We start from the raw sequence: 17585 nt of genomic DNA, 5'->3' as shown, positions 1-17585 counted from the left end.
ACCAAAGCTTAAACCAGGGAGCAGAACATGACAGAAGACCACGACATCAGAATCCACGCGAACGGCCCGACCGAGGTCGCTTACGTCTGCCCCATGCATTCTGACGTGCGTCAATCTGGGCCCGGCGACTGTCCCAAATGCGGGATGCACCTTGTGCCCGAGGGCGAGGTGGATGCGCATGCGCATCACCACCATTCCGCGCATCATGGCGCGACGGACGAGAACGGTGAATATGACATCGTTCCGACAGGCTATGACGGACCCGTATATACCTGCCCGATGCATCCGCAGGTGCGGCAAACCCATCCCGGGTCCTGTCCACTCTGCGGCATGGGGTTGGAGCTGGAAAGCGCGGCGATGGTGGACGAGGGGCCGAACCCGGAACTGGTGGATTTCACCCGGCGCCTATGGGTAGGTGCGATTCTGACGCTTCCACTTTTGGTTTTCACGATGGGCCCCTACGTTGGGCTGTCTGGTGTGCGAGAGATTTTTGGTGAGCGAACAACCCTATGGATTGAACTGATACTTGGCACTCCGGTTGTTCTTTGGTGCGGTTGGCCATTTCTGGAACGAGGGTGGAATTCGTTTCGCACCATGAACCTGAACATGTTCTCGTTGATTGCCATGGGGGTTTCGGCCGCGTGGCTGTTCAGCGTTGTCGCCGTATTGATGCCCCACATATTTCCGGACGGTTTTCGAGATTCAGAAGGCCATGTTGGGGTCTATTTCGAAGCGGCCGCAGTTATCGTTACACTTGTTCTGCTCGGGCAGGTGATGGAACTGCGGGCACGCGAAGGCACAGGAAAGGCAATCCGCGCTTTGCTGGACATGGCCGCAAAGACCGCCCGCATTATCCGCCCTGACAGCAGTGAAGAGGAAATTCCGCTTGAAGAAGTACAGGTAGGTGACCGCCTTCGCGTACGCCCCGGCGACAAGGTGCCAGTAGACGGCATTGTACTCGAAGGGCGCTCATCTGTTGACGAAAGCATGATCTCTGGCGAACCGGTTCCGGTCGAAAAGGTACAAGGCGAGCCGGTCACAGGGGCCACAATCAACGGCACCGGTAGCCTTGTGATCGAAGCAACCCGAGTGGGCTCTGACACAATGCTGTCCCAGATTGTCGAAATGGTGGCCAACGCGCAACGCTCGCGCGCACCAATTCAGAAATACGCTGACAAAGTGGCGGGCTGGTTTGTACCGGCGGTCATAAGTATAGCTGCGCTGGCCTTTATTGCATGGGCAATTTGGGGACCGGCTCCGGCGCTCTCCTACGCCTTGATCGCAGCGGTGTCGGTACTGATCATAGCTTGCCCGTGCGCGCTTGGCCTGGCCACTCCGATGTCGATCATGACGGCCACGGGGCGCGGGGCGCAGGCCGGAGTGCTGATCAAAAATGCCGAAGCGCTGGAGCGGTTCGAGAAGATCGATACTTTGATCGTCGACAAAACTGGCACGCTGACCATGGGCAAGCCAAAGCTTGTGGCTGTATTACCCGAACCTGGCCATGACGAGGTCGAGGTGCTGCGGCTGGCCGCAACGCTGGAGAAGGGCTCGGAGCACCCGTTAGCTGAGGCAATCGTCACAGGAGCCGAGGAACGTGGCGTAGCCCTGTCCGACGCCAGTGACTTCGAGGCGGTGACTGGTAAAGGCGTGAAAGGCACGGTGGATGGCCGCCCCGTCGCGCTCGGCAATCTGAAACTGGTCACCGATCTCGGACTCGAGGCGGCCGAACTGACGGCCAAGGCCAATGCGCGTCGGGATGACGGCGAAACGGTGATGTTCGTGATGCTTGATGGTTCAGTGGCGGGGTTGGTCTGCGTCGCCGACCCGGTCAAGGAAACAACACCAGCCGCACTCAAGGCGCTGCACGAACTGGGTTTCCGGATCATCATGGCGACTGGCGACAACGAACGCACTGCAAAGGCGGTGGCCGAACGTCTGGGTATCGATGAGATTCGAGCCGACGTACTGCCCGAGGACAAGGCCCGCATAATTCGCGAACTGCAGGAGAAAGGCGCAAAGGTCGCCATGGCGGGTGACGGAGTGAACGACGCACCCGCGTTAGCGCAGTCCGATGTGGGCATCGCCATGGGGACCGGTGCCGACGTGGCGATCGAAAGTGCAGGCTTCACGCTGGTCAACGGAAGCCTTGATGGCATCGTGCGCGCCCGTAGGCTGGCCCGCGCTACCATGCGCAATATCCGGCAAAACCTATTCTTTGCCCTGATCTACAACGCCTCGGGCGTTCCGGTGGCGGCGGGTCTTCTGTTCCCGCTTTTCGGCATCCTGATCAGCCCGATGTTTGCGGCCTTCGCTATGAGTGCTTCATCGATTTCAGTGGTGTTGAATGCGCTGCGATTGCGGGGGGCGAAGATTTGAGCACGCACGAGCATAGTACCCACGGCGCCAGTGGCGCGCTGAAGCCCGGATCAATCTCGCTGACCGGAGCCGTCGCCATGGGGACCGGCGTGATGATTGGCGCTGGGATCTTTGCACTTACCGGACAGATCGCCGGGCTGGCGGGGCCATGGTTTCCGCTGTCCTTCGTGGTCGGGGCCGTGGTGACGGTTTTCAGCGCCTATACCTATATCGCCATGTCCAACGCCTGGCCCTCATCAGGCGGCATCGCCATGATCCTGACCAAGGCATATGGGCCCGGGGCGGTTGCGGCGGCGGCCTCGCTGCTGATGGCACTGTCGATGGTGATCAACGAAAGCCTCGTCGCGCGTACTTTCGCGACCTATGCGCTCCGCCCGTTCAACATCGAGAGCGGACCGCTGGTGTCTTTGGTCGCTGTTGCGCTGATCGTCTTTGCCTATGCGGTGAACCGGTCGGGCAACCGGTCGGTGGGGTTGTGGTCGATCATCATGTCGGCGCTCAAGATAGGCGGGATCGCAATATTCGGCATCGCCGCACTTTGGGCTGCGGGCGGAACCTGGCAGGTTCAGGGCTCGGAACCGGCCGCGCCGCTGGGGTTCGTCGCCTCGGTAGCCCTGTCGATCCTCGCCTTCAAGGGCTTTACCACCATCACCAACAGCGGGGCCGAGATCGTCGACCCGCACCGCAATGTCGGGCGCACCATCATGATCTCGATCGCGATCTGCGCGGTGGTCTACCTGCTGGTCGCCCTTGCCGTCGGTGTCAGCCTGCCGCCCGAGCAAATCCGCGCGGCGCAGGACTATGCCCTGGCCGAGGCTGCCAGGCCGGTGCTGGGGCAGGGCGGGTTCTACCTGACCGTGGCGCTGGCGATGGTGGCGACGGCCTCGGGGCTGATCGCCAGCGTTTTCGCTGTGTCCCGGATGCTGGCGATGCTGACCGACATGAAGATGATCCCGCACAGCCATTTCGGCATGACGGGCAGCATCCAGTCTCACACGCTGATCTACACGGTCGTGATTGCGGGCCTGCTTGCGGTGTTGTTCGACCTGTCTCGCATCGCCTCGTTGGGGGCGTTCTTTTACCTGGTGATGGACATGGCGGTGCATTGGGGTGTCTGGCGACGCTTGCGCGGTCAGATCAAAGCCCGTGGATGGGTCTTGCTGACCGCCCTGGCGCTGGACTGCGTAGTCCTGACCGCGTTCACAATACTCAAGCTGCGCTCCGACCCGATGATCGTAGTATATGCCGTTGCTGGCATCGGCTTGGTCTTCGTCTATGAGCGCATCTTTCTCAAACAATGGATCATCGAAAAGGAGACAAATCAGCTATGACCCAATCAAATTTCGACGAAACCCGCGCCACACAGGAGACGACCGAAAGGGTCAGCTCTGACGTAACGGCCGAAGCGCCCAAAACCGAAGATCAGACGGCCAACGGTGCCAAGCGTAATTGGCTCCCGGTTGTCATTGCGATCGCGTTGGGCGCCGCTGTTCTGGGCTGGGAATACCGCGAGACACTCTATCCTTTGCTCAGTTCTCCGTTGCTGTTCTTGCTGGTCTGCGTGGGCATGCATTTCTTAATGCATCGCGGCCACGGCAAACACTGAGAACGGCGCCCTGTATGGCTGGCGGCTTTGCGGCAAGAACACTGCGCAACAAGGAGCAGCAACGGCCAACTGATCAGAACAAATTTGTAACCCAATAAGGAAGGGAAATTGCCATGTTAGCAAATCCAATTCGGAGAGCAGCAACTGAACTGCACCTGACGGCCGGTGCACTAACTGTAAAGGCATTGCACGGTGACACCGACGAAGATCACTCTGATGAATAGGGAATGGGGCATCGCGGTGAAGAAGAGGACCAAGGCGACTGATCCACCTCGTCCGAGTCCTATAATTCGATGAACCCGTCCTGACGCACAGGAGGAACAATATGTCTGAATTTTCTGAAAGACAGGCACCTTCAGAGCCTGAAACTCGGCGCGATTTCTTATACTTCGTCACCGGCGGTGCCGCCATCGTGGCCACGGGCGCGGCGGTCTGGCCACTTGTTAACAGCATGAACCCCAGTGCAGACATCTCCGCCCAAGCCGTTGTCGACATAGATCTTGAAGGTGTCGGACCAGGAACGAGGATCACTGTTAAATGGAAAGGCAAGCCGATCTTTATCGACCACCGGACTAAAGAGCGGATCGCGCTGGCGATAGCAGAAGACGATGCACCAATGATCGACCCGCAACCTGACGCCGAGCGCGTACAGCGACCGGAATGGCTGGTAGTTATTGGCGTTTGCACCCATCTGGGATGCATACCACTCGGGCAGGGCGGCAGCGAACCCACCGGAGACTGGGACGGTTGGTTCTGTCCGTGTCACGGTTCACATTACGACACGTCTGGCAGAATTCGGAAAGGCCCCGCGCCCCGCAACCTCGATCTGCCCCCTTACGAGTTCGTCACCGACACACGGGTCAAAATTGGGTGACGGCGCGGTGAACTTTGTTCAGAGGCGCGTGCCTCACCAAGTTCGTTTGTCAGTCCTCGAATATCCCTCGATCAGCGCCGCGATGCTATGTGGCGGAATTCGACATGTACCCCGCTTTCTGGAGTTTTCGAGAAGAGACCTCGCCGTCATGTTCTGAACGGAACAATTCTAATCGCTGCGCTCAACGTTTTCTGCTTCGCCCATGTTTAGACATGCCATCTTGCCTTTTGACAGGATCGCATCTGAATTGCGGGTTGAGAGGAAACGCTTTGGTCCTGAACAAGGTGCTATTTCAACCCCGTGTCAGCCGCGCGGCGATCGCGACCTGTCCCAGCGCGGCCAGGATCGCAGCGATGAACACGGCTTCGATGGCGATCATGCTGACCACCACACCGCCCACAAGCGGCGCCAGCGCCGCCGGGGCCGCAAAGCTGTTGAACCACGCGGAATAGGCCGGGCGGCGGTCGTCGGGCGAGATCTCCAGCAAATAGCCGAGATAGCCGATGGTCACCCCGTTCATCATCGCGCCGATCAGGAAGAACAGCACCGCGAAACCGGTCAGCCCCGAACCCGTGACCACAAGCAGCAAAACCAGCACCGGAGGTCCGAGACGCACCAGTGCCACTATCCCCAGCAGGCGCAATTTGCCCGCCTGGTCTCCGATGTGGCCCCAGAGCGGATTCGAGGCCAGCGCGCCGACAGTCTGCGCCGCCAACAGCGTTCCGACATCCGCCGCCCCGAGGCCGCTGCGGCTGGCGGCAACGACATAGAACGGCAACGCCATCAGCGTCGCTGCACCAAGCCATTGGAAGATCAGGAACAGCCGGAACCGGTGGTCCTGCCGCAGCGTCGAGAAACCTTCGCGCAGAAATCCAGACAGATTGGCAGGACGGTCCCGTGGCGCCCTTGCAGCGGTAGCGGGCTCACCCGCGGAGACAAAAAGCGTCGCAGAGACGATCATCAGCACCGCGCCGAGCCAGAAGATCAGCGCATAGGCCCTGAGCGGCGGCATCACGTCGAGCGCGTGTCGCAGAAAGCCCGCCACCAGAACCGCCAGAACACCGCCGCCGAAAAAGCGCCAGGCCAACATCCGGCTGCGGCGCTCGGACGGGATCGCCCGGCCGACGATGTCGTTGTAGGGCACCGCGACCACGCCGCTGACAAAGGCATAGACCGTCCACAATCCCAGCATCCCGAGCGCCAGCGGAACCGGAGGCCAATCGACCTGAGGCCAGTCGGCCCCCCACCACAGAAGAATACCGATCATCGCGACCGTGATCGCCCGCCCATAGGCACCAAGGGCGTAGAACGGCATCCGCCGATCGGTGCGCTCGGCGAGGTAGCCCACCGCGAACTGGGGCAGCAGCCAGCCAAGACGCAGGACCGTGCTGGCATAGCCCACGGCCAGCGCGCTACCGGTCAGCATATGCACCAGACTGGCCACCACCGTCGCGCTGTCCACCGCCGCCGACCCGCCCTGAAACACCGCACCAGCACCAGCGATGCGCCAAAATCTCGTGTCTTCGGGATTACGCCTTGCCATTCGCCGCCTCTGCCTCCGCCCGGGCGCGGCGGATGTCGATGCCGCTCTGCCACAACACCGTCAGGCCGATCCCGACCACCAGAAGGATCGTCAGCACATAGTTGAACAGGATCATCAGAAGGGCGGTTTCGTCCGGAACGCCAAGCACCTTGAGCGCGAACCCCGCCCCAAAGACAAAGCTCGCCGGGATGCGCACGAAACGACCCAGAACCATGGCGAACCCGGCAAACACCATCAGGAACAGGTAATCCCACGCGCTCAGCACCACGCCAACCGCCAGCCCGGCCCACAGGAAATGGGTTGTCGCCACCAGCTTACCCGCAATGGCTGCGGCAATGGCGGCGACGCGGCGGGCCCGTGCCTGTGGCCAGACGATCCCTTCACCGAGCGCGGTGCGCAGATACGCGCCATCGGCCCCGATGCGGGCGGCAGCCCAGTCGAAGAGTCGGCAGACCAGAGGGTCCTCGCTCAGAAGTGACGCGCGGAACCGGAACAGAACCCAAAGCAGGCTGCCGAAAAGCATCAGGTTCAACAGGCCCGCAACGCTCAATCCCAGCCGCAGGTCACCCTCGATCTGTGGAATCTGGCCGGCGGCGGCCACCGCTCCGGCAAAAAGGGCGAAAACGACGCCGTCGAGGAACCGGGCGATGATCGCGGTTGCAAGCACGGTCGCCATCTTCAAGCGGTCGAGCCGGGCAACCAGCCAGGCCCGGACCAGCGGGCTGATGCCGAGCGGGACAAGGACATTTGCGCCATAACCTGCCAGTAGCGCCCCCGTCAGCCGCAGGGTGCCGACGGGTTTCACGTCGAACAGGATCTGCCGCCACTTCCAGCCGCTCATCAGCTGCTCCAGCAGGATGGTGGCGGCAAGAATCGCGATCCAGAACATGTTGGCTCCGCGCAGGCCCTGCAGAAACAGCGCAAAATCGAGGCTGCCGTAGAGCGCAAACACCAGATAGAGCGCCAGGGCGGAGCCGAATATCGGCAGCAGCCACCGTTTCAGGAAGGTCCGCATTTGACATCCTCGCAACTACCAAGACCTCAATGTTTTAACCTCCGTATCATGATACGGTGTCAAGATGACGGTGACGGAGGGAGACCGCGATGCAACCACTCAAGATCGGCCAGGCCGCGCGCGAGACCGGGATAGGCGTCGAGACGATCAGATTTTATGAAAAGAAGGGCCTTGTCACTCAGCCGCCGCGCCCAATTGACGGCGGCGCGCGGGACTATGGTGGTGACACGCTTTGGCGGCTGAAATTCATATCCGGCGCTAAGAAGCTCGGATTTTCGCTGGCAGAAATCGCGGAAATTTTGGAGTTGCGCACGGCACCAAATACCGAGTGCGTCGCGATGCAGGCCAGAGCGCGCAAAAAGCGGGACGAAATTCAGGAACGGATCGAAGGGCTTGCACGGTTGAGGAACAATCTGGACGAGCTGATCGCGGCGTGTCCGGGGCGTGGTGGAATTCAGAACTGTTCGATCGTGGGCGCCATAGAACGCAGCAGTGAGAAATAGGCGCAATTCCGGCCTTGAACGGAGGGTAGCGGCGTTGCTTGCGAACCGGGTTATTGCCAAGCAGGACCCAGAACGGCAGGTGCAGCGAAAAAAGGAGAGCGAGGGTTCCGCTTCCGAGCAGAGTTTGCGCCAGATCATTGTGAGAAATCCCTGCGTCGCCCAGAAAGCCATATCTGATGAGTGTCGGAGGGTGACGGACAAGTCGGCCCTGTAAATGCGGTCCAGCTTTTATCCTACCGGTGCGATTTTATATCGGTTTAAGACAAGTTTACCCAAGAGGGAACATGACAATGAATAACCTGAGCCGCCGCCGCTTGATGCAAGGAGCCGCGGCAATTGCGTGCAGCGCGGCGCTTCCCGCCTTCGCGAAAACCGGTCCCTCAATCCATGTCCTGAAGGATCCGAATTGTGGGTGCTGCGGATCGTGGATCAAAATCATGCGGGCGGAAGGTTTTGAAGTAGGCGTGGAAAACAGTGCTTGGGAGGCCTTGAACGCTTACAAAACCGCCAATGGGATTCCGGAGGGCATGATGTCATGCCACACGGGTCGCGTGGAGGGCTACATGATCGAAGGACACGTCCCATCCGCTGACATTCGGCGCCTGCTGGGCGAACGCCCGAATGCTGTCGGACTGTCGGTTCCGGGAATGCCTTTCGGCTCACCGGGCATGGGGCCGGAAAGTGAACGCGAAGCCTTCGACGTCTTTCTGATCCGCAAGGATGGAACCACAGAGGTGTTCGCCAGCTACCCGGCCGCATAATTTCCCGATGGCGCTGGCAAGATCCTGACAAACACGGCGCTCGCTTCTGCTGCCTGGTTTACGTGACATTCTTCACGGCAAACCAGTTGATCCGTGACTTCACGCCTGCCTTGTCCTACCGGGCAAGTTCCAGCCTACGGTGAAAAAATACCTGCGTCCGCAAAGCCTGATGACCGGCTTTGCGGACAAAACCGACATCCCGGTCGCCGTATCAACCGCAGCATTTGTCGCCCGCCTGAATTGGCGGGCATGGGGCCGATCCGTAGGAACAGTAGACGCAGCAATCGCCGGGAAGTGGCTTCAGGACTTTTCCGCAAGATGTGCATTCGTAGAACCACTGGCACGCGTCTGTTGGCATCGTTTCAGGCCTTGAATGTCCACATTCCGGGCAGATGATCGTGCTGACAAGGTTCGGGTGCTTTTCACTCATGGCGTCACATCAAGGTTATCAGGAAATCATTTATTCGGATTTCGTTGAGCACGATAACCCAAGCGATGGCCGTCAACGCAAAACTGCCTGTCAGCCACCATTTGAAGCGGTCGAGCGAACCACGGCGATACGCGACGATGCCAGAGAGAAACAGCAGGGCCGTCGAACCGCCGAGCACGTAATAACTCGCGGCGGCGATCTTGCCGAATACGGCCAGCCAGCTCCCTCCCAAGCCAAGCAAAATCAAGGCCATCGGCAAGATGCAGCAGGTCGCAACGCCAAGTGCGGTAAACGATCCAAGAAAGCTTGCGCCAACAAACTTGCTCATGGTCAGCTTTCTCCGGCTTTGACGAACTCGAGCGGAAGCCGGTTCGACTTCCTCGATTTTTGCTTCGCGCGGTATGTGAAATTCGACATCATGACCGACAACATGCACCCTGTAGTAGCTACAGGTTCAAGGGAAAGGTCATCACATGATTGCGATTGGCGAAGCGGCGAGATTGACCGGTCTGTCGGTCGAGACGATCCGCTACTACGAACGGGAAGGCATAGTCGAGAAAGCCGGTCGAACCGCCTCGGGACGCCGCGCATACACGGAACGGGAAATCTCCGAGCTCAGATTCATCAAACGCTGCCGCGATCTTGGCTTTACCATTCAGGGTGCATGCGCACTTCGCGAATTGTCCAAAGCGCCCGAGCAAGCTTGTCGTGACGTCGAAGACGTCGCAACAAGACATCTCGACAACGTCAGGTCAAAAATCGCCGCCCTCCAACGGTTGGAGCAAGCACTGGCAGAACTTGTGCAGACCTGCACCGAGGGTACGGCCTCATGCCCCCTGCTAACGGCGTTGCTCAACGAGCCTATCGCCAAAGAAAAAATAAACGACACCTAATTGCAACGCCCGGAAAGGATCGAATCTGGCCAACTCAGTTTGCGGAAAGACTACAATGCGGCTCAAATCCGGCTCGCTCATCATTACCCACCCCATGCCCGAACTCTCTGCCTGTCCTCATCGCAGGCGAGAGTGACATTCCTGAATTGCTCATGGGTGACATTTGAGCTTTGCGGCTACAGATTGCGGAAGCATAAGTGAAATTATGTTGAGTTCTGCGATCTCAAGGCAATCTTTCTATCCTCGGGACCAATTTCTCAAAGACGAAGGCGCGCTGTGGGGGAAAGCTCTACCACCTTCAGCCCACCGTCAGATGCAACATTTACTTGCCCATTGTCCCATGCACAGACAAGCACCACTGTTTTGCCAGTATGGGAATCCCGCACCTCATTGAGGCTTTGTCGCAAAATTCACTAAAGTAGGAAAGCGGGTGCAATACACCCTTTCATCTAAGTGTATCCTTTTCGAGGAAAGACCAGCGTCGTCGCCAAAAACACCGCAGCCGAGACAATAAACGCTGTGGATGCCGAACCAAGCGGCTGAAACGGACTGTTCCCAGTTGCAAAAACATAGATCATGGCTAGCAGCCCGCTGACTTGCGTGAGGATAACGCCCGTGGTGCTCACTTTTGGCCAAACGGTACCGAGCAATGGCCACAGCGCCAGTGTCGCGATCGATGCGCTTAAGGTGACCAAGGGAAGGACCGTTCGAGTACCGAACTCAGTCACAGCAATCGAAATCGCCAGGGCCATAATGAGCAAAACCAGAACTCGCGAAATCGTGGTATTATGCACTTCGTCGCCAGACTGGGTTGTTTGTGACAGGAAATCGCGCGACAAGATTGATCCGGACGTCAATACAATGCTGTCAATCGTGCTCATGGCGAGAGCAAGAATAGCGACGATAAGAATAGTTCCACCGACGGGCCATAGCGCACTCAACGCGGCCGGTACCAGGCGATCCGGATCAATTTGAACATCGCCAAAGTGCACCGTCGCGGCCATCGCCGTAGCTAGAATGCAGAGTACGACAACGAAGTAGGACAGACAGCTCATGGTAGCGACGTACTGGATTCGAGTTTCTTTTCGCGCCATCAACAGGCGCTGGAACATGTGCGGCCAGAGAAAGAACGCAAATGACCAGGACAGACAATTATCTATGAAGGGCGGTAAATTGCTTGCGGAGAATACAAGTTTGTCTGGCATTGACAGGCTAATTTGAGTGAGCACCTCAAATACTCCCCCCTGCGCACTGATCAAAACAAAAGCGGAGGCAAGTAAGAAAATAAGGATGATGATGCCCTGCAGAACATCGCTCGCGACAACGGCTCTTGCACCGCCAAAGAAAACGTAGATCGCAATAGCGAGCGCACAACTTATCACTCCAGTTTCAAACGGTATTTGACCGCCGGAAACTCCGGCGAGAATTTTGCCGACGCCGACAATCTGCGCGGCTAGGAACGGGAGTAGCGACAGAAGTCCCAGCAGGGCGGCCAATAATTGAACATTGCGGGATCCGTAGTGACTGCCGAAATACTCTGCCTGGGTGACAATTCCACCTTGGCGTCCTTGCTTGGCGATCGTCGGCCCAAAGGACCAAACGAGCGCCGACGTCATTAATACTGCTACAAACATCTGCGAGAATAGAACGCCGCCAGTGTAAAATAGCGCTGGGGTTCCAGTGACTGCGAGAGCATTCACGGCGGAGGCAACGAGGGTGGCCGTCAGGGCAAACATGCCGATATCGCGGTCAGCGAGATAATAGCTCTCGATCGTTCCGCGGCGCTTCGCTCTCGCCCAAATAGCAACGCCGATATGAGCCAAAAAATAGGCCGCCAGAGCGTAGCTTGTAGCGGCACTCATAGGCTTGGACCTCCAAAGCATGCAGGGGTTTCCCCAAATTGCTTCTGATGGGCCCTCAAAATTTGGTTGCAGCTGCCGAACCCAGGTTCAAGCAAGATGACAGTTTGAGTCGCCTCAGCTATCCCGGCTAGGTGCTCGCGCGAACGATCCAACCGCCGGAAAGGAAGAAGCCGTGTCAGATTGCAGTCTCGATTTGCTTTGAAGAGTTTGAACAATCTCAAAATACTGTTTCGCTGGTTTCGATGCGGTTTGTAGATGATTTTGGCTCTGCAAGATTGAAACTCATATCATCCTCGGCGGTTTGCACGGTTCCAACTTATCTTACAAGAAGCTTGCATGGTTTCGGGTCAGCCAGGCAACTTCACGTCTCTTGGCGCCATGCTGGTGTAACCCGTCAGACGATCGTTAAGGTGCGGTGCTTGCGGTCCGTCTCAAAGATATTGATCTGGCTCATCGATTTACACCCCGAATTCGGTCCGCAATATCCGCCAAAGCACATCCAATGAGTCAAAGCGGTGGTTTCTTCGGCGCGCGAAACAGATATTCCATTGAATTTCGGTCTGAGTGGTAACCTGCTTAAGGCGTTCAAGTTTTGCATGTTCCACAAACGCGTCGGTCATGCCGCCACAGACAATGTCGCATCGGCACGCCAAATCGATGAGCATCCCATAATCGTCGCATTCGATCTGAGGGAGTCGCTCCGCAAGCTCCCAGGCTTGGGCATCACCTCCGAGGATTTCTGCAAACGTTGCGCGCCAATGCTTATGCAAAAATGGCGCCATAAGAGGCCGTCGAAAGAGTTTGTCTAAAGGTACCGGTGCTTCTGCGTGAATAGGATGCTCTGGTCGCGCCCAGAATGAAACGGGCCTGCGGTGTGCTACCTGGATCTCAAGGTCACTCAAGTCCGGTGTATGGGTAAGGTCGCATACGGCAATATCGATACGGCCGCTGCGCAGAGCTTCGAGCGGCTCTTTGGTGGCCCTCACATCGATCCGGACCCGCAGGTCCGGCATTTCAGAAAGGAGTTTTTCGAGGCTGGGGGAAATAATGGTTCGCGTCGTCAGTGGCCCACACCCGATCGCAAGAAGACTTGCGCCTTCATCGCGCAAAGCCGCGACGCCGCGTTCAAAGGAATTCCCCGCCGTGTCCAAATCGGATAAGAGCTGAAGAAACTTTTGCCCGGCTTCAGTCAGTGTGGTGCCGTTTCGGCTGCGTTCGAATAGACGTTTTCCTGCATAATCCTCCGCCTGCGAAATCCGACGGGACAATGTGGCTGGCGAAACCCCGGCAGCTGCGGCTGCTTCACGAAATCCTCCCACTCGCGCGAGAGCTTTCACGGCAACGGCCAATTTCGTGTCAATCATGTTTGTTGCCCTTCGGCGGCCACGAATACTGTGACGAATTTCCAAGCGACAATCCGGGGCCGCAATCTCGATTTCAGAAGTTTATACGCTCGTTCCGAAAAGTGAAACCTTGGCTGCAAGCTATCGCAACGACAGCTCTAATACGCAACGATAAGCTGTGTCGCGCTTCTAGAAGTGCGCTTAAAACGGCAATTATGGTGAGTTTGGTATGAGACGAATTTTCCCCCTGTTTTCCGCTTTTGCGGCGCTTGGTTTTTCTGCCGCGGCAGCGCAAGAAGATACACGCCCTAATTTCCTGATCCTGATCGCAGACGACATGGGTTTCTCGGACGTTGGTGCTTTTGGCAGCGAGATTGAGACACCGAATATTGACCAACTCGCAGCTCAGGGGATGTTGTTTACCAATTTTCACGTTGGTGCATCCTGTTCACCGACACGTACAATGCTCATTAGTGGTGTAGACAACCACCTGGCGGGTCTGGGCAACATGCTTGAGATCCAAGCCGATAACCAATTTGGTAAGCCGGGGTATGAAGGACACCTCAACGACAGCGTGGTGACGGTTGCCACGTTGCTGCGCGATGCCGGCTACCACACTTATATGGCCGGGAAATGGCATCTGGGGCATGACGAGGATACCATAGCCTATGCGCGTGGATTTGATCGTTCCTTTATGCTGGGCGAAAGTGGGGCGGACAATTGGGTTGAGCAGCCCTATGCGCCTTTTTACGAGCGCGTTCACTACTACGAAGACAACGAACTCGTGTCTTTGCCCACTGAAGACTATTTTTCAACAGAGCACTACACCGACACCATTATCGACTATATCGACAGCAACATAGATGATGGAAAGCCTTTTCTGGCTTGGGTGGGCTATCAAGCGGTGCACTATCCCCACCAGGCCCCAAAACCCTACATCGATAAATATGATGGTGTCTATGACAGTGGTTTTGCCGATTTACGTGATAAACGGCTGGAGCGCCAAGTGGAACTTGGCGTTGTTTCTCCGGACGTAGCGCTCGATGCGGCAATGGACAAAACCAGCTACGACCCTTGGCGGCTTGAGGATTGGGACGCGCTGTCCGGCGAAGAGCAGGCTTTCCATGCCCGCCGGATGCAGACCTATGCAGGTATGCTCGACAACATGGACGAAAACATTGGGGAGATTTTCGCATATCTCGAGGAAAAGGGTGAACTGGACAACACTGTCATCCTGTTTTTGTCTGACAACGGCCCTGACCCCAACCAACTGACGCTCTCACCGGACTACCGAGAGTGGTATGAGGCCAACTATGACACTGTGTGGATGGAGGATTACCAAGGCGATTTTTCGTCGATGGGACAGCAAGGTGTCTACGCGGACTACGGTCCGAGTTGGGCAGCAGCTGCAGCGACACCGGCCAGTTATTACAAAACGTTCTCGACAGAAGGGGGCCTGCGTGTTCCGCTGATTGTGCGTTACCCCGAAATGGTTGCCGCAGGCACGAAGGTTGAAAGCTTCGCGTTTGTCCTGGACATTGTCCCAACTCTGCTTGAGCTGGCAGGCGTTGAGACACCAGGTTCGACCTACCAGGGTCGCGAGATCAACCCACCCAGTGGGATTAGTATGGTACCGGTCCTGACAGGTGCGCTCGATACGGTCCGTGATGAAGACAATCCAGTCGGCTACGAATTGGCCGGTTCCAGTGCCGTGTTCAAAGGGCGCTACAAGCTGTCCCAAAATCCACCGCCAAAAGGCACAGGAGAATGGGAGCTCTATGATACCATTGCCGATCCGTCCGAGATCAACAACCTGGCTGCAGAGATGCCGGACCTCGTCGCAGAAATGCAGGCGTTCTTTGATGAATACGCCGAAGAGGTCAATCTCGTCCCGGTGCCCGAAGGCTACAACCCGCTAGAGCAAACTGTAATCAACGCCCAACGAGGTGGTGGCTTACATTGAAGCCCATGCAGCTTTCCAGGTCGTTTGAATTCTGTGGCGAAAGATCGTCGATCTGGTCAGGTTCGGGGTGTTCAAGCCTGACCAGATGTGGCCAGTTTTTCAATCTCATCTCGTAGGCAAAGTGGGACATATGTTTCGGCTATTCTCTAGTGTTACCCTGATTGGCTTCTTGCTTTTGGTCGGGCCGTTGCATGCGCAAGTCGCGGCAACCTCTTCATCGGAAGCACCGGCAACGGTAACCATTCCCGAAGGCCTAACACCTGAACAGGTTGATGGTCTGGTCGCACGTATGTCGGACGATCAGGTCAGATCAATCCTGCTGGAACGATTGGATGCGGTTGCTGAAAAGAATGCCGCCGAGGCGGAAGAACGCGAAGATCCCATTACCGAGATCAATGAGATCTGGGCTGAAATGGTGGCGTCCTGGACCCATGTCGTTGTCACTATTCCCAATATTTTCAGCGCACAGGCACATGCGGTCGATAACTTCATTGGTAAGTTCGGTGGCAATGGCGCGCTCGTCCTGATCGGCCTTATAATCAGCGTTTTGGTCGTTGGCTTCATTGCCGAGAAACTGTTTGGCCTGCTAACGCGCAAATGGCACGCAAAGCCCGACACTGCGGACGAAAACGATTTACGGGGCGCTGCAAGGTACCTGTTCATCCGGTTTTGCCACGAGATCGCAGGCCTGGTGGTCTTTTACGTCGTTATCCGAGCCATCGGTCGCGGACTTCTGACGCCCGAGCAGGTCACTTACGCCGCGCCGTTTGTCTTCTACCTCATCTGGATTCCCCGTCTGGGTGCGGCGGCGTCGCGGTTTATTCTTGCCCCGAACAAGCCAGAATACCGCCTGGTCAATACCGACGATCGCTGGGCGAAGTACCTGCACCGCAACTTGATCGGCCTGCTGATCCTGATTGGCTTTACCTTGTTCCTGCTGCACTTCAACCGGTTGAACGGCATCACCGGTGGTGAGACTCGTATTGGCTTCTGGCTCAATGCCGCGATCCACATCTATATCGGCGTCATCGCCTGGACCGCGCGCGAAGGTCTGTCGCAGATGATGTTGGGTACCGACCCTGATCATACGAAGTTCGATGAAGAAGTTGCGCACTACTACCCCTACTTTGCGATTGGTGTGTCTGCGGTGATCTGGCTGCTGGTTGAATTCCTGGCTGCACAGCGCGATCCGGCGATCCGGGCCATCCTGCTGCAAGGCGCGCATTTCACCACCATGTTCTGGCTGCTGATCGCGCCAGCGCTGGATACCTTGATCCGAGGGCTGGTGCGTCACCTGCAACCCCCGATGCTGGGCGAAGGTCCGGTGGCCGAGCAAGCCTATAAATCGACCAAACGCAGCTACATCCGCATTGGGCGGGTGCTGGCGGGCATTCTGGTGATCCTGATGATCGCCAAAGCCTGGAATCTGGACCTGCAAGAAATTGCGGGTGGCGGTGAAGAAGACGGCAGCCGGGTGATTCAATTCTTCATCATCATCGCGATTGGCTATATCCTGAATGAGCTCGTCTCGCTGTGGATCAACCGTCGTCTGGCGAAAGAGATGACCGCGGACCAAAGCCCGGATGAAGAGGCAGGCGAAGGCGGTGGCGCAGGTGGCTCGCGGCTGGCCACGGTTCTGCCGCTGCTGCGGGTCACCGCGCAGGTTGCCATCTCTGTGATCTTCGTGCTGCTTGCTTTGGGGGCCCTGGGACTGGACATCACACCGCTGCTGGCTGGTGCAGGTATCCTGGGTCTGGCCATCGGGTTCGGCGCGCAGAAACTGGTCTCAGATATCGTGGGCGGCATCTTCTTCCTGATCGATGATGCGTTCCGCGTCGGAGAATATGTCGATGTGGGCGGCACCACGGGAACGGTCGAAAAGATCTCGATCCGCTCGATGCAGCTGCGCCACCATCGCGGACCGGTTCACACCATCCCCTATGGCGAGATCCAGAAGCTGACCAACTACAGTCGCGACTGGGTGATCATGAAGCTGAAATTCACCGTGCCCTTCGACACCGACCCCAACAAGGTCAAGAAGATCTTCAAGAAGATCGGTGCCGAGATGATGGAAGACGAGACCCACAAGGACGGCTTCCTGCAGCCCTTTAAGTCTCAGGGCGTCTTTGACTTTGACGATGTGGGCATGATCATCCGGGGCAAGTTCATGGCCAAACCGGGCAAGCAGTTCACGCTGCGCAAGGAAATCTTCAACCGGGTCAAGGCCGCGTTCAAGGAAAACGGCATCGACTTTGCCCGCCGTGAAGTGCGCGTTGCGATCCCCGGTCTGGACGAAGCGGAGCAATTGACTGGAGAGCGGAAGGCAGCCGTTAGGGCGACTCAACAAGCTTAGTAGCAGAGCAAAGAGCGTCGTTGGCTATGCGTGATTATTGCAGAATTGTCGGCGCTGGCG

General features: G+C 57.4%; 15 protein-coding genes. 9 read left to right on the top strand and 6 right to left on the bottom strand.

Going from position 1 to position 17585, the window contains the following annotated elements:
• Window positions 1-27: 27 nt before the first annotated feature.
• From I5192_RS19035 to petA, 4 genes are all read left to right on the top strand, one after another.
• Window positions 28-2379, top strand: a complete 2352-nt coding sequence (locus tag I5192_RS19035) for a copper-translocating P-type ATPase (protein WP_255612173.1) — start codon at window positions 28-30, stop codon at window positions 2377-2379.
• Complete coding sequence (locus I5192_RS19030) at window positions 2376-3710, top strand: APC family permease (protein ID WP_255612171.1); 1335 nt, start codon at window positions 2376-2378, stop codon at window positions 3708-3710. The genes I5192_RS19035 and I5192_RS19030 overlap by 4 nt, the downstream gene beginning before the upstream one ends.
• The gene (locus I5192_RS19025; protein WP_170417934.1) at window positions 3707-3985 is read left to right on the top strand and encodes a DUF2933 domain-containing protein; all 279 of its coding nucleotides are present in this window, start codon (window positions 3707-3709) and stop codon (window positions 3983-3985) included. The genes I5192_RS19030 and I5192_RS19025 overlap by 4 nt, the downstream gene beginning before the upstream one ends.
• 325 nt (window positions 3986-4310) lie before the next feature.
• The gene (gene petA / locus I5192_RS19020; protein ID WP_050605700.1) at window positions 4311-4859 is read left to right on the top strand and encodes a ubiquinol-cytochrome c reductase iron-sulfur subunit; all 549 of its coding nucleotides are present in this window, start codon (window positions 4311-4313) and stop codon (window positions 4857-4859) included.
• A gap of 292 nt (window positions 4860-5151) precedes the next feature.
• Here petA and I5192_RS19015 read toward each other — a convergent pair whose 3' ends face one another.
• Window positions 5152-6402 (bottom strand): MFS transporter, encoded by a 1251-nt coding sequence (locus I5192_RS19015; protein WP_170417937.1) that lies wholly within the window; start codon window positions 6400-6402, stop codon window positions 5152-5154.
• Window positions 6389-7417 (bottom strand): lysylphosphatidylglycerol synthase domain-containing protein, encoded by a 1029-nt coding sequence (locus I5192_RS19010; RefSeq protein ID WP_170417940.1) that lies wholly within the window; start codon window positions 7415-7417, stop codon window positions 6389-6391. Before I5192_RS19010 ends, I5192_RS19015 begins: the two co-directional genes overlap by 14 nt.
• A gap of 89 nt (window positions 7418-7506) precedes the next feature.
• Here I5192_RS19010 and I5192_RS19005 point away from each other — a divergent pair, with 89 nt between their 5' ends.
• Window positions 7507-7920, top strand: coding sequence for a heavy metal-responsive transcriptional regulator (locus I5192_RS19005; protein ID WP_170417943.1), 414 nt, complete (start codon window positions 7507-7509; stop codon window positions 7918-7920).
• A gap of 284 nt (window positions 7921-8204) precedes the next feature.
• Window positions 8205-8681, top strand: a complete 477-nt coding sequence (locus I5192_RS19000) for a DUF411 domain-containing protein (protein ID WP_170417950.1) — start codon at window positions 8205-8207, stop codon at window positions 8679-8681.
• A gap of 211 nt (window positions 8682-8892) precedes the next feature.
• Here the strand turns inward: I5192_RS19000 and I5192_RS22585 are convergent, their stop codons facing one another.
• The gene (locus tag I5192_RS22585) at window positions 8893-9111 is read right to left on the bottom strand and encodes a GDCCVxC domain-containing (seleno)protein (protein WP_237215937.1); all 219 of its coding nucleotides are present in this window, start codon (window positions 9109-9111) and stop codon (window positions 8893-8895) included.
• Between the two features lie 4 nt (window positions 9112-9115).
• Window positions 9116-9439, bottom strand: coding sequence for a hypothetical protein (locus tag I5192_RS18995; protein WP_170418031.1), 324 nt, complete (start codon window positions 9437-9439; stop codon window positions 9116-9118).
• Between the two features lie 145 nt (window positions 9440-9584).
• On the opposite strand from I5192_RS18995, the gene I5192_RS18990 reads away from it, so the two are divergent.
• Window positions 9585-10004, top strand: a complete 420-nt coding sequence (locus I5192_RS18990; protein WP_170417953.1) for a MerR family transcriptional regulator — start codon at window positions 9585-9587, stop codon at window positions 10002-10004.
• A 449-nt stretch (window positions 10005-10453) separates the two neighbouring features.
• On the opposite strand, the gene I5192_RS18985 is transcribed toward I5192_RS18990, so the two are convergent.
• Window positions 10454-11866 (bottom strand): sodium:solute symporter, encoded by a 1413-nt coding sequence (locus I5192_RS18985; RefSeq protein ID WP_170609217.1) that lies wholly within the window; start codon window positions 11864-11866, stop codon window positions 10454-10456.
• A 458-nt stretch (window positions 11867-12324) separates the two neighbouring features.
• A complete protein-coding gene (locus I5192_RS18980) occupies window positions 12325-13215 on the bottom strand; it encodes a LysR family transcriptional regulator (RefSeq protein ID WP_223118358.1) in 891 nt (296 codons plus the stop codon).
• A 223-nt stretch (window positions 13216-13438) separates the two neighbouring features.
• On the opposite strand from I5192_RS18980, the gene I5192_RS18975 reads away from it, so the two are divergent.
• Both I5192_RS18975 and I5192_RS18970 read left to right on the top strand, forming a co-directional pair.
• A complete protein-coding gene (locus I5192_RS18975; protein ID WP_152460732.1) occupies window positions 13439-15172 on the top strand; it encodes an arylsulfatase in 1734 nt (577 codons plus the stop codon).
• Window positions 15173-15302: 130 nt separating this feature from the next.
• On the top strand, window positions 15303-17525 hold the full coding sequence (locus I5192_RS18970) for a mechanosensitive ion channel family protein (protein WP_223118357.1): 2223 nt from the start codon (window positions 15303-15305) through the stop codon (window positions 17523-17525).
• Window positions 17526-17585 lie beyond the last annotated feature (60 nt).

Origin of the sequence: Ruegeria sp. SCSIO 43209, assembly GCF_019904295.1 — a bacterium.
GTDB lineage: Bacteria > Pseudomonadota > Alphaproteobacteria > Rhodobacterales > Rhodobacteraceae > Ruegeria.
The sequence above is the reverse complement of the archived record's forward strand: the minus strand, read 5'-3'. Positions and strand labels throughout refer to the sequence as shown.